Source organism: Acidithiobacillus sulfurivorans (genome assembly GCF_018853815.1).
Classification (GTDB): domain Bacteria; phylum Pseudomonadota; class Gammaproteobacteria; order Acidithiobacillales; family Acidithiobacillaceae; genus Acidithiobacillus; species Acidithiobacillus sulfurivorans.
The window spans coordinates 61,818-74,002 of sequence record NZ_JAAOMP010000164.1; the positions used below are offsets into that span (position 1 = coordinate 61,818).

Annotated in this window: 12 protein-coding genes and 1 riboswitch; all 12 genes read right to left on the minus strand. The window is 53.2% G+C overall.

Annotated elements, in window-relative coordinates; translation table 11 throughout:
* Nucleotides 1–45 precede the first annotated feature (45 nt).
* A complete protein-coding gene (locus HAP95_RS15270) occupies nucleotides 46–432 on the minus strand; it encodes a HEAT repeat domain-containing protein (RefSeq protein ID WP_215884990.1) in 387 nt (128 codons plus the stop codon).
* Nucleotides 429–746, minus strand: a complete 318-nt coding sequence (locus tag HAP95_RS15275; RefSeq protein ID WP_215884991.1) for a DUF190 domain-containing protein — start codon at nucleotides 744–746, stop codon at nucleotides 429–431. The genes HAP95_RS15270 and HAP95_RS15275 overlap by 4 nt, the downstream gene beginning before the upstream one ends.
* 14 nt (nucleotides 747–760) lie before the next feature.
* Nucleotides 761–1,138, minus strand: coding sequence for a fluoride efflux transporter CrcB (gene crcB / locus HAP95_RS15280; RefSeq protein WP_215884992.1), 378 nt, complete (start codon nucleotides 1,136–1,138; stop codon nucleotides 761–763).
* A gap of 17 nt (nucleotides 1,139–1,155) precedes the next feature.
* Nucleotides 1,156–3,120: a proton-conducting transporter transmembrane domain-containing protein gene (locus tag HAP95_RS15285; protein ID WP_215884993.1), complete on the minus strand. Its 1,965-nt coding sequence runs from the start codon at nucleotides 3,118–3,120 to the stop codon at nucleotides 1,156–1,158.
* Nucleotides 3,110–3,901 (minus strand): NADH-quinone oxidoreductase subunit B family protein, encoded by a 792-nt coding sequence (locus HAP95_RS15290; protein WP_215884994.1) that lies wholly within the window; start codon nucleotides 3,899–3,901, stop codon nucleotides 3,110–3,112. Before HAP95_RS15290 ends, HAP95_RS15285 begins: the two co-directional genes overlap by 11 nt.
* A 9-nt stretch (nucleotides 3,902–3,910) precedes the next feature.
* Nucleotides 3,911–5,404: a hydrogenase large subunit gene (locus HAP95_RS15295; protein ID WP_215884995.1), complete on the minus strand. Its 1,494-nt coding sequence runs from the start codon at nucleotides 5,402–5,404 to the stop codon at nucleotides 3,911–3,913.
* Nucleotides 5,401–6,864 carry a proton-conducting transporter transmembrane domain-containing protein gene (locus HAP95_RS15300; protein WP_215884996.1) on the minus strand — a complete coding sequence of 488 codons (1,464 nt, stop codon included), beginning with the start codon at nucleotides 6,862–6,864 and terminating at the stop codon, nucleotides 5,401–5,403. The genes HAP95_RS15295 and HAP95_RS15300 overlap by 4 nt, the downstream gene beginning before the upstream one ends.
* A gap of 3 nt (nucleotides 6,865–6,867) precedes the next feature.
* Nucleotides 6,868–7,548, minus strand: a complete 681-nt coding sequence (locus HAP95_RS15305; RefSeq protein ID WP_215884997.1) for a hydrogenase — start codon at nucleotides 7,546–7,548, stop codon at nucleotides 6,868–6,870.
* A 9-nt stretch (nucleotides 7,549–7,557) separates the two neighbouring features.
* Nucleotides 7,558–8,499: a respiratory chain complex I subunit 1 family protein gene (locus HAP95_RS15310; protein ID WP_215884998.1), complete on the minus strand. Its 942-nt coding sequence runs from the start codon at nucleotides 8,497–8,499 to the stop codon at nucleotides 7,558–7,560.
* A gap of 51 nt (nucleotides 8,500–8,550) precedes the next feature.
* Nucleotides 8,551–8,614: riboswitch (Fluoride riboswitch) on the minus strand.
* A gap of 109 nt (nucleotides 8,615–8,723) precedes the next feature.
* Nucleotides 8,724–9,944, minus strand: coding sequence for a mannosyltransferase family protein (locus HAP95_RS15315; protein ID WP_215884999.1), 1,221 nt, complete (start codon nucleotides 9,942–9,944; stop codon nucleotides 8,724–8,726).
* 5 nt (nucleotides 9,945–9,949) lie between these two features.
* Nucleotides 9,950–11,656, minus strand: coding sequence for an ArnT family glycosyltransferase (locus HAP95_RS15320; RefSeq protein ID WP_215885000.1), 1,707 nt, complete (start codon nucleotides 11,654–11,656; stop codon nucleotides 9,950–9,952).
* A 125-nt stretch (nucleotides 11,657–11,781) separates the two neighbouring features.
* A complete protein-coding gene (locus HAP95_RS15325) occupies nucleotides 11,782–12,096 on the minus strand; it encodes a hypothetical protein (protein WP_215885001.1) in 315 nt (104 codons plus the stop codon).
* Between the last annotated feature and the right edge of the window lie 89 nt (nucleotides 12,097–12,185).

Sequence of the window (12,185 nt, forward strand, 5' to 3'; positions counted from 1 at the left end):
CGTCAAGTTTTATCCCTGTTTTATTTTCTGTTTTTGATATATTTTCTAAAGTATATGGTCAAGTTTTTCTTGTGCCGAAACGCGTACTGCATGGGCCGGATGTTGGATGAGTTTTTCGAGTGCCTGCCGTTTTTCAGTGCCTGCAGGCAAGTGATCAATGGCATTGAGAATGGCCATGCCCTGGACTACATCAACAGGATAATCCAAGGCACATTCAGCCAGTGGCCCTGCTGCTTCTGCATGATTTTGATTGGCGAGACTGAGAATGGCCCCCATCCGTACTTCCGAATGAGGGTTTTTGAGTGCCCAGATCAGGCGACCATAATAAGGCGTTTGTCGTTCCCAGGCCTCAATGTTACGACCACAAGCCGGACAATTCTCTACGCCGATCGGAATTTCAGCAAAGCAGAGCGGGCAGTAATGATGATTCATACGCAGCCGCAGTCAGCTTCCCAGCGCAGAATATGATTGCCGGGTACCAGTTCGAGCAGGTGGGGCATGACCGCATCCACGGTCTCCGGTTCGTCGAAAAACTCCAGTACCAAGGGTAGATGCACGTTCAGACGCAATACATCATCGGCATGAACGACGCCCTTGCTGCCAAAGCCGGCAATACCCCGGAATGCGGTGACCCCATGCACTTTGTACTGATCGTGGAGCATGCGAAATATCTCCTCCATCAAATTGTGGCCATCGTGTTTATCACCTTCTTTGATGTAAAGGCGGACTACGGAAACGCTGGTCATGATTTTCACCTCTCTTAAATACTGCGGGATACCCAGGCACCGGCAAATGCCGCTGCCACACACAGGAATAGTGAAGAAAACATATACAGCAAACCTTTCAGTGCTTCGCCGTTTTCAAAGAGAACCAGAGTCTCCAGGGAGAAGGTTGAGAAGGTGGTGTAAGCGCCAAGGCCCCCGGTAAGCATACCTGTACGCAATTCCGGACTGAGAGAAATGCGTTCGAGGGTTTCAAAAAAAAGGAAACCCATGATGAAGCAGCCCATGACGTTAATACTCAGGGTTGCCCAGGGAAAACCCCGCCCAAATACCGTTTGTACCAGCAAACTCTGTCCATATCGTGCCCAGGCACCCAAAACGGCAAATACGGCGATGAAGCCGAAAGTGGCAAACATTGTTACTCCTTACTTAATTAAATATAAAAAACACTCGCAAAAATAATGATGAGCAGTATTCCAATATAGGCCAGATAGGCATTCAGGGAACCATTTTGTAAGGCCAGTCCCAGCCGGTCACTCATGATTTGCACGAAGCGCACCACAGGACGAAATAACCAGGGACCAAATACTGGGGCCTGACTGTAATCAAAATGCAGTTCACGAACGAAATAACTTCTTTCGCTATGGCTTTTCCGGGTATTGGTGCTGGGGCGGTAGACAAAGCTGTAGAACTCACGCAAAGCGTTGGAAAAAGCCAAAGCCGTGACCGCATTGTTGGCCGGTATCTGGCGTAATCCGTGACCCCAGACCGGCACGCGCCTGCGCCCCTGACGAAGATGACTCCAGCCCAGCATGGCTAATGGAATCAGGGATAATAGCAGTCCCATCAGCAGCAGCAGAGGCGGTGAAATAAACGCAAAATGAAAACGCAGAGGAATCAGAATCGGTCCTTTCACCATACTGGCCAGGGCGGCGGGAACAGCGGGCCAGTTATCTTCGGCGAGAAAGCCGAGGGTCCAGGGAAGTGCTGCAGCATAGCCCAGAACCAACAAGCCCAAAGCGAGAATGGGCCAGCGTCCGGTAATGCTGTGTTGGTTTTCCTCGCGACCCAGTAAACCCAGGCCGAAGACCTTGATCATGGTGGCCAGGGCGATGGCGGCAGTCAGTGCCAACCCCGCTCCACTCAAGGCCAGGGTGACTCTGGCGGCAGAACTGGTCAGATGAAAGTCCTGAAAGACCGTCTGAAACAAATACCATTCTCCCGCAAACCCGGCAGTAGGCGGCATGGCGGCCAGGCTCATGGCGCCCAGCAGTGCGCCGATACCCAGGGTCCAGGGAGCGAGTGCCAGCACCCGGCTCTGCGCAATGGCATAGTCTCCGCGCACGCTGGCAACCCGGTCCGCACTGAGCATCATGCTGCCTTTGGCCAGGCTGTGACCGCCCAGATGAATGAGACCTACGGTCCAGGCCAGGGTACTGAGCATATTCAAACCGTCAGCCCGGAACAGGGAGGCGGCGCCCAGCGCGACTACCGCTAATCCGGCGTTTTCAGCCGTGGAAAAAGCCAGCAGGCGGCGCCAGTCTTCCTGCTGAAAGGCGTATAAAATAGCCAGAATAGCGGTGATGGTGCCCAATGCAACCAGTAAAATACCGGTGCCGGTGGCGCTGCTACGGGGTAACCAGTCGAGCATGGCCCGGCCCAGGGCAAAGTAGGCCACATTGAGGATGATGCCGGATAATAATGCCCCCGATGCGCCGCTGCCACTACCGTAGGCACCGGGATACCATTCGTAGAAGGGTAAAATACCCAGCTTGGCACCGAAGCCAATGATGAACAAAACGGCAATGCCAAAGGCCGCTGATCCATAAGTTGCCCAGGACCCCGCCCAGGCGGCAAATTCAGTATTCCTGGCCCCTAGTAATAGCAGGCACAGCAACAACGCGACGGCGCCAATCTCGAGCAGCGCCAGCATATATAAATTGGACTGACCGCTTTTTTCACGATGTTGCAACCCGTCGGCGAGCAGCATGATGGCGCCGCCAAAACTCAAAAATTCCCAGGCAATCAGAAACGCGATCCCTTCCTGTAAACCGGCAACCCCGAGACTTCCCAGTAAAGCCAGCCCTGCCCCGGACATCCAGATGGCAGGATTTTTGGCGCGACTGGGTGAAAGGAAGGCCGCTAACGCGGCGAGTCCACCCCAGAATACCAGCCAGGCGGCAGCCGCCTGCAGGTGCCAGGTGACTGGAATGGTGCCCAGGGACCAAAGCTGTCCAGTGTCAGGGCCAGAACCTGCAACCAGACTGAGGACGCTGCCCACCAGTATCGCCACGGTGCCGAAAACGAGGGCAATACGTGCGCCGAAACTCAGGCGCAGCAGACCAAGAACAATGGCGAGAACAAAAAGCAGCACGCCCAGCAGGAAACTATCGAGCATATTGGCCTCCTGTCACCTTTTGCGGCATGCGTTCGACCAGGAGCAGCAAGGCATGAATGAGTGCTGCCGGATTGGGGGGACAGCCCGGCAGCCAGATGTCTACCGGGAGAATGTCTTCCAGTCCGGATCCGCCGGCATAACCCTCATCCATGGGCGCGCCTGAGACGGCACAGGTGCCAGTAGCCATGACACTACGTGGTTCGGGCATGGCTTCCCAGGTGGCCAGCAGTACGTCGTGCATGGGTGCGGTTACGGGCCCCGTGACCATCAGCAGGTCGGCAAAACGCGGTGAGGGCGTAAAGAAAATGCCCAGTCGGTGCAAGTTATAAAAAGGATTGTCCAGCGCACTGATTTCAGACTCGCAGGCGTTGCAGGAACCGGCATCCACATGGCGAATATGCAGACTGCGGCGCTGGCTGGCCGCAATGCGTTTACGCAGGTCTTCGGCTGCGCTGCTTTCCAGTGCGGACGACCAGATCAGGTCACTTCGCTGACGTACTCCAAAAGCCCAATCATAGGAACTTTGCATGGCCCCCTCGGGGCATTCTTCCACGCAACGCTGGCAGACAATGCAGCGCCCATAATCAATCACCGGCTCGCCATCCACCTGATGAATGGCCTGGGTTGGACAGCTCTCCACACAAAGATCACAACCGCTGCGGCAGGCGTCAATATTCAGGCGCGGCATTCCCAATACTCCTTCCTGTCCATCGGGCCCACTTTGGGGCCAGCGGGTAGCCGCTTTACCGGCTTTGAGTCCTGTCCAGGTCCATAAAGGCATGCTTTTCTCCTAGCGGTCGCAACCGGCAATAGTGAGGCCGAAGCTCGCTTCGTTAATGGCGTAATCCATCATGTTGGTACCATGTACCGTCAGTGGAAACACCCGCCAGTTGGAAAACGAGGGTGATTTGATTTTGACCCGTTGCAGGCGTCCATCCTCAATGCGGACGGCATAAATCAGCGTGCCTCGCGGGGTTTCGGCCCAGCCCAGGCCTTGCTGTGCTCCGCTTGGCACGTCGTATTGCGCATGCACAGGACCGGCTTTGAGGCGACCCGCTGCCTGTACCAGCAGGGCAATGGCCTCACGCAGGGATTCCGCACGGACCTCGCTGCGGGCCATGGCATCACCTTTTTGGCGTACCGGCACATTGAAGCGCAATTTCTGGTAAGCCGCATAGGGATGGTCCCGACGTAAATCGCGGTCCAGTCCGGAAGCGCGGGCGACGGGACCGGTGGCTCCCTGATCAAAAGCGGCATTTTGCGAAAGTATGCCGGTGCCCATCAGTCGATCCAGGTGGGTCGCCGTTTGCTGCAGTCTATCCAGATAAGCCTCGCCTTCATCAATGATGGGCTCCAGGGCGTGAGCCAAATGCTCGGCCTGCAAGTCCCGGCGGAGCCCACCCACCCGCAGCAGGCTGCGCAAATAGCGGGAACCCGTTAATTCTCCGGCCAGTTGTTTGACTTTTTCTTCCATCAGGAAGCCGGTGGCGGCACCGACTTTGAGGGTCGTGGTTTTGGACAACTGCCCAAAATAGTGGAAATGGTTATAAAGACGCTCCAGTTCGACGATAATCACCCGCAGCAGCTGCGCTCGGGGCGGAACTTCAATGCCCCAGGCATTTTCTACGGCCTGACAATAGGCGAGAGCATGGCAGGCGCTGCCCACTCCGGAAACCCGTTCGGCCAGGTAAACACTGCGCTGCGCGTCTTGGCCGGCAAAACGGGCTTCCATACCCCGGTGCTTGAAAAACAGGCGCGGGTGATAGTGAAGAATGGCCTCACCAATATAGGAATAGTGAAATTCAGCGGTTTCCACCACATCAGCACGCACTGGTCCCCAGTACAAATCCTGCACCTGATCACCCTGTACTTCGGGCATGGTGGGTGGCTGGTAAAGGCCGCTTAGATGACCTGAACCGCCGTTTATGCCGAGTGGCGGCTGGGAAACGCTGAAGCCTTCGTGAATAATCAGGGGGAAGGGTTCGGGGTGTCCGGTAAAATGAAGACCACCAAGGTCTTGCATTTCCCGTTCGTACCAGCCCAGGAGCGGAACAAGAGCCGCGAGCGAAGGAATGCTGTCAGTGCCGCGTAATTCCAGCAGGACAAATTCGGGATTGTCTTTTTGGCTCAACAAATAACGCACGACGCATTGCTGCCCTTCCCAGTCATGCCAGGCCATGAGGAAACGCATCTGCTGATCCAGACATTCCTGGGCGACTGCCGCGAGCTGCCCCGTCGTGACAGCGCGGAGGCTGCAATGATTCATTGGACTGTGCATATTCATGGCTGCACCAGAAATGCCTGTTGGAAAAATCCCCACAAGCCACTGGGCCACCAAAGTCCCAGCACCAGCACAGGAATCAGGGCCAGCCACATGGGTAGGCTATTCCACAGGGATAACTTGAGCGTGGGCACCTCATCGGGTTCCGGTTCCGGGCCCCAGATCATGCGCCTGAAATGATTCATGAAGGCGATAAATATGAGAATGAGCAGAATGGCCATCACCCAGACCGCCCAGGGATTGGGGCTGAGAATACCACCCCGCAAAATGGTCAGCTCCGATAAAAACAATCCGAAGGGCGGAGCTCCGGTAATAGCCACGGCACCCAGTAGCCAGACTGCACCCGTCACCGGATAGTAGCGCAGTATCTGACGCATTTTACTCATGGACTTGGTGCCGTAAGCACGCATCATGTTGCCCGCCCCGAAAAACATCAGGGATTTATTCAGGGAGTGATTGACCATGTGATACATGGCTCCGGCAAAGGCAATGGGGCCACCAAAGCCGAAACCAATGGCCAGTACCCCCATGTGTTCCAAAGAAGAATAAGCCAGCATGCGCTTGGCGCCGTCCTGACGAACGATAAACAGGCCTGCCACAAAGAGGGACAGTACGCCCAGTACCAGTAGTGCGGTGTGCCCCATGAGGCTGTAACCACCACTGTCGACAATGGATAAAAAACGATAAATCCCCAGCAGGGCAATATTGAGTAATGCACCGGAGAGCATGGCGGACACAGGGGCCGGGCCTTCGCTATGGGCATCAGGAAGCCAGGTGTGCATGGGGGCGAGACCCACCTTGGTGCCAAAACCCACCAGAGTCAGAAGAAAAGCCAAAAACAAAAGGGTTTCGGGAACCTTGGGGGCGACTTCACGGAGATTGGCCCAGGTCAGGGCATAAGTCGGACCGAGCACGAAGGTGCCACCCCAGTAAAAAAGGATAATACCCAGGAGCGCCAGGGCCAGCCCCGCAGAAACGACGATCAGGTACTTCCAGGCAGCTTCTATGCATTCGGCTTCTTTTTCGAAACCCACCAGAAAAGCGCTGACAATAGTCGTGAAATCAATGGCAATCCAGAAAATGCCGGGATTATTCATCAACGGCGCAATGAGCATGGTCAAAGCAAAACCCGCTTGCAGGGCATAGTATTTGTGCAGTCGGGGCTTTTCTTCGGGAAGCAGGCGCATGTAGCCAATGGCGTAGATGGACGCCAGCAGATAGACCAGGCCTACGCAAAACAGCACCCAGGCTCCCAAAGGGGTCAATAAAATGTACTGCGCTCCGGTGACCAGAGCCTTGTTGGGAACAGCTACGAGAATCGCCAGAGTCAGGCCGAAAACCACTATGGAAGTCAGCAGGTTGAGATATTCGGCCAGATGCGGCCGACGCAGGGCCAGCATCAGAATGATGGCGACGCCGGGGATAATCCAGAGTGCGGCAATCAGTGCAGCAAAATTCACCATGCGTTAACCCACCAACTTTTGCAGACCACGGCTACTGGTTGTACCAGCATGGGTCTGGAGGAATCGTACCAGCATGCCGAAGGCCATGACGATCGTCAGCAAATCAAAGATGATCACCAGCTCGAGCAGTACGGGCATACCCGGAACCAGAATCTGCGAACCCAGAAAAATCCCGTTTTCGATGACCAGCAAGCCCAGAATGTGACTGATAGCCTCCGAACGCAAAATCATCATCAAAAAGCCGATCAATTTGAGGCTGAACATGCAGGTCAGAGCCAGCACGGCAATATTGTCAGTCAGATGGAGGGCAACGCCCAGTTGCCGGGACACCTCATAGGAAAAAATCACCAGTACTGCACCGAGAATCATGCTGGAAGAAGGCTTCAGCAGGGGGGTGAATTCGCGCTGAATATCCAGTCGTTTGACCAGTCGGAGGACCAGATAGGGTAAAAAAGTGCCCCGAAACAAGGCCGTCAATGCCGCAATAATATATAGCTCGGGATAATGTCCATAGTAGCCAATGGATGCAGAAATGGCCGCAATGGTCCAGGATTCGGCCGCAAAAGCATAAACATGATTTTTCAGCCAGTGCGAAGCGAGCATGACAAAAGATAAAACCAGCGCGAGGATAGCGAGGAGGCTGAATAATGAGGTGGCCAACGGACCGAGATGAAATATCAGCATAAGTCGCTCCTATAGTTGGTCGGCAACAATGGCCAATACGGCAAAAAGAAAAGACAGCGCCAGGGGCTCCTGATAGCGATAAAAGCGCAGACGGGACTGCATGGTATCGACCCCCACCATAAGCAGGCCGATCACGCCGTATTTGGCCAGGATGATCAGCAGGGCCAGGAGGACTGACGGAAAGCTGCCAGTGGTGGACAAACCCCAGGGAAACAGAAATACATTGAGAAAAATCGTGTATAAAATGAACTGTTTCATCCAGCCCGCCCATTTCAGCAGAGCCAGCAGGGGGCCGGAATATTCCAGGATGCGCGCCTCATCAATCATGTAGATTTCATAGGGGATCGTGGAATGAATGGGCAAGCGGTCAGTTTCCACGGTAAGCAGAATGAAAAAAGCCAGAATCAGAAAAATATGGGCAGGACTCCAGTAGGCTACCGGATTTTTGGCCAATAGATGATTGGCGACAAAAGGCAGCATGGAATGGTCCAGAAAAGTGATGCCTACAAATACCAGGATCAGCGTCGGTTCGGCGAGAATGCCGAGCATGACGGCGCGGCTGGAACCTAAACCACCGAAGGGCTGGCCGGTATCCAGGCCGGCCAGCAGGATAAAAAAACTGCCCAGGGTCAGAATAAGTCCGCCACCCAAAATATCTCCCATGTCCGAGAGAGGCAGGGGAAAGTTGGTCAGCACCGGAATGAGCATCGGCACGATGAGCATGGCGGTGAACGCAACTACGGGTGCCCAAAAGAAAACCCAGGTGGCAGATTCGGGTACCAGCAACGACTTGTTGAACAGTTTCCAGAGATCGCGATAGGGCTGGAAAATGGAAGGCCCTTGACCGCGCTGAACACGCTCTTCCACGGTGGTGATGAAGCCATGCAGCAGTGGTGCCAGAAACATCACGGTGAGAACTTGCCCACACTGCAGGACGATGTCGCGAAGCATACCTCCCCCTTATAAGTATAACTAACATTCCAAAGCCCGACCTTGCAGTCGGGATCAGTAGGAATCATTAGCCTATAAAGGCGGTTATTGGGCGGAATCCATCGCCATAATTTATGTTGATGATATGCAGAGACAGAAAACGGGTCAAGAGCGTATGTCGCGAAAAACGTTCATTCAGTGTTGTTCGCCAGCCTGATAACGTGCAATAACAGGTAAAATGGGGTTCAGAATGCCCAATGCCCGGAAATGAAAAAGGCTGCCTGCAGGACAAGGGCAGCCATTTCTATGCCCAGAAGCCAATGCGTCCAGGTTTTATGGGCTAGGCTTTGATATATCCAGCCAGCCGCGAGAAACAAGGGCAGATTGATATAAAGCAGGCGGTAAGTAGAAACCGGTCCCTGTGCCGCTCCCTGAAACCATAAGTAAGCAAAAACCAGGGGAATGCTGATGACCAGTAAGGCCCATTGGCGTTTCCAGCATAAAATTCCCAGAGCAACAAAATTAACCAGCAAGATCACGGCATTCATGAAAAAATAGACACTGCGGGCGGGATTCAGCACTGTCGGTTCCAGCAATAATGCATGGATTAACGGCGTATAGTCTCCTCCCCACAAGGGGAATAGTTCGACAATATTTTGCAGTTTGTCCAGAAGTGATAAATGGCCAATATAGGGACCATGAGCCACCACAAAGGCAAAAGGCGTCTGGAATAAATACCATTGGTAGGCCATGAATACACCCAGCCCACTGCAAGCGATTATTCCCAGGCTTATTCCCTTGAATATGGGGATGAACGCACAGTTTTGCCTGTCCGCCCAAACGCGCCCCAGTAAAACCAGCCATATTCCGAAAGCGAAAAAAACCATCAAAGGTCCGGAAGCCGTGCCGATTCCCGCCCAGAGAGCGGCCTGAAACGGACGTTGTTGACGGAGCGCAATCAGTGTGGCGATGGCCAGACAATTCATCAAGGAAGTCGGATAGGCGCTGATGAAAAAAGCGGCGGCAGGATACAGGGCATAACTCAGAGTGGCAAAAGCGGCGCTATCGGGTTCCAGCCAGTTCTTGGCAAGGCGCTGAAATAACAGCACCGAGAGTAATCCAAAAAATAGAGCCAAGCCTATGCTAATGGCGGAAATATTGAATGGCAAAATGAGGCTGAAGCCCTTGCACAGAGCCGGATAAAGTGGAAAAAAAATGATGTTTTGTCCAAAATCGGCATGCGGTATGTAGCGGTAACCGTGAGTGGCAATATCCACATACCATTTGGCATCCCAATTGATCAAAGCCTTGGCAATAGACCCGGAAACGGGATCCAGACCACGGCTGAACAAATAATAACCCAACCAGGTTCCGCCATAGATGGCCAAGGCACTGAGAAAAATGCTGCGGAGCAGCCAGAGCCTGTGCTTATCGGTCTTGTGTGCAGATGAGGATGATTCCGACATACGCTTTATTCTGTTTTTACAGGATCAGACACCAGGGGATCAGGCCGGGTGCCCTTGGTGTGCGGGAGGTTTTTGATTTGCAGCAGGCTGATGTTTTCGTGACTATATATTTCATAAGCGGTCATGAGATTTTGTGTTCGATAATCTTGGGGAATGGCTGCCTCTACGGCAGAAACATCGCGAGAGGGACAAACCAGATAAAGCGGGTTTTCACCCAGAACAGTCCGTAATTCTGCTAATGACGACAGATGACGAATGGGCATGTCCCCGCGCCCGGCATAAAACAGGAAGCTCGGCTGAAACCAGTCCCAGGAGGCCAGATGATAAGGATGCTTGCCCTGAATGGCAGCAATTTCCTGTCCCATGGCTCTGGAGGGTTTGAGCGCATTGATCGGCGGAAGAATGACAAATACCAGAAGACCACTGAGGACAATACTGCCCACTCCCAGACTAGCCCAAGCTGCTGGCCAATGTTTTTGCCAAATCAGGAGCATGGCGAAGACTGCTGCAAGCATATAGGGAAACCCAATTTCAACCATTCCAGGAAAATGCGGTTCGCGCAGGGGTAAAATCCAGGCAGCAAAAATGCTCAGCGCGAGTCCTATCAGAAACAAGGTGCTGAAGGATAGAGCCAGTCCCCAGGTTTGCGGTAACTTGGATTGGGCGCGGATTTTGTCAAACCAGAAGGCAAGAAGAATAAATAAAGGTGGATAGGCCTCCCAGACATAATTGGGAAGTTTGGTCGCGGAGAGGGTGAAAAAGGCGATCCAGGTGCCTGCCCATAGCAGCAGAAATAGTGGTATGGCCTGGTTTTGCAAAAAGTGGCGTCGCTTCAGCCAAAGATCATGCAGCACTTGCGGTAAAAATATGGACCAGGGCAGCATGCCCAGAAAAGTACTGATGAGATAGTAAAACCAGGGACCCCGGTGGCCTTGCATGCTGTCATCAAAGCGCCCGATATTTTGCTCAAAAATAAAAAGACGATCCCAATTCCAGTGGGTTTCAATACCTACCGCCAGATACCAGGGCAGCATGATCATCAAAAAAAGCGGAATGCCGGTTGTCAGTCGTCCCTCTTTCCATAGTAGGGGTAACTGCTGACGCAATAATAGAAACAAGACAATAATGAGTCCCGGCAATAGAAACCCGATGGGTCCTTTATCCAGGGTGGCCAGGGCCATAGCGGCATAGGTCCAATGGAATTCGCGGGTACGAATTTCTGGATAAATATATCCACGCAAGTAACTTAATAACGCAATGGTGACCAATAATATCAGCAGTGGATCGGGGGTGGCGCTGCGAAAAATAATGGTACTGTGCAGTGCGGTGGCAGTCAGTAACCCACTGAGCAGGGCGATGGACTCCCCGTAGAGGCGGCGCAGGGCGATAATCAAATAAAAGACCAATAACGCCCCGACCAGGGCTGAGCCAATGCGTAATCCCCAGGAATTCATACCCAGTAAACGGACTCCTGACCACATTAACCAGTAATTCAGGGCAGGCTTGTCCGGCATCAAGCGATCATTATAAGTCGGGACGACGAGGTTATCGGCGGCAATCTGATCTTTCAGGCTTTGCGCGTAAATGGGTTCATCAATATCCCAGAGGCTGGTGTTGCCAGTACCCCAGGCAAAAAAGAGGAACGCCAGGAAGAAAAGGGCGAGGGCCTTGATCCTAAAGCCGCGCTGAAGATTCTGCATCGGTGCAGTCATCTCGATTTTCTGCCAGGGCAGTGCCCGGTCAAAGCATTTGCAATCAAGGAAAAAGGTTCCGGAATGGACAATCCCCGATTATACCCTCAGCATCGGGGTAAACCAAAGTGAACTACCACTGATTTTCAGGAGGCGTCCAACAGATCGGGCGCGCAATGACGCAGGGTTTCCTTGAGAATGACAAAATAGCGTTGGTAGCGCGTGAGTTCATGATCCATCAGCAGAATCTGATCCATCATGGCATCGGGCCTTTCTTCAGGCAGGCGCTGCATGATTTCCTGCCATTGGCTGTTGATGAACTGGTGACGTTCTTCCAGGGCATTCAGTAAATCATCCAGATCAGGATTTTTTACGGAATGCGTGGAGGGATGAAGTTCGGCGGCGAGCCCAAGTAATTGCGTTGATTTTATGGGGGCTGTTTTCAAGGAGCTTGATTTCATGATGTTGGCCTTGTTGAATTGAAATTTTTTTATCTCACTGCAGCTTTTATGACTGTTGTGTATGGAAAAAGTTGCGTTTGGTCATAAAA

What these genes read in the sequence shown, in the direction of transcription:
- HAP95_RS15270 (WP_215884990.1), bottom strand. Translation starts at nt 432, where the DNA reads ATGAATCATCATTACTGCCCGCTCTGCTTTGCTGAAATTCCGATCGGC.
- HAP95_RS15275 (WP_215884991.1), bottom strand. Translation starts at nt 746, where the DNA reads ATGACCAGCGTTTCCGTAGTCCGCCTTTACATCAAAGAAGGTGATAAA.
- crcB (WP_215884992.1), bottom strand. Translation starts at nt 1,138, where the DNA reads ATGTTTGCCACTTTCGGCTTCATCGCCGTATTTGCCGTTTTGGGTGCC.
- HAP95_RS15285 (WP_215884993.1), bottom strand. Translation starts at nt 3,120, where the DNA reads ATGCTCGATAGTTTCCTGCTGGGCGTGCTGCTTTTTGTTCTCGCCATT.
- HAP95_RS15290 (WP_215884994.1), bottom strand. Translation starts at nt 3,901, where the DNA reads ATGCCTTTATGGACCTGGACAGGACTCAAAGCCGGTAAAGCGGCTACC.
- HAP95_RS15295 (WP_215884995.1), bottom strand. Translation starts at nt 5,404, where the DNA reads ATGAATATGCACAGTCCAATGAATCATTGCAGCCTCCGCGCTGTCACG.
- HAP95_RS15300 (WP_215884996.1), bottom strand. Translation starts at nt 6,864, where the DNA reads ATGGTGAATTTTGCTGCACTGATTGCCGCACTCTGGATTATCCCCGGC.
- HAP95_RS15305 (WP_215884997.1), bottom strand. Translation starts at nt 7,548, where the DNA reads ATGCTGATATTTCATCTCGGTCCGTTGGCCACCTCATTATTCAGCCTC.
- HAP95_RS15310 (WP_215884998.1), bottom strand. Translation starts at nt 8,499, where the DNA reads ATGCTTCGCGACATCGTCCTGCAGTGTGGGCAAGTTCTCACCGTGATG.
- HAP95_RS15315 (WP_215884999.1), bottom strand. Translation starts at nt 9,944, where the DNA reads ATGTCGGAATCATCCTCATCTGCACACAAGACCGATAAGCACAGGCTC.
- HAP95_RS15320 (WP_215885000.1), bottom strand. Translation starts at nt 11,656, where the DNA reads ATGACTGCACCGATGCAGAATCTTCAGCGCGGCTTTAGGATCAAGGCC.
- HAP95_RS15325 (WP_215885001.1), bottom strand. Translation starts at nt 12,096, where the DNA reads ATGAAATCAAGCTCCTTGAAAACAGCCCCCATAAAATCAACGCAATTA.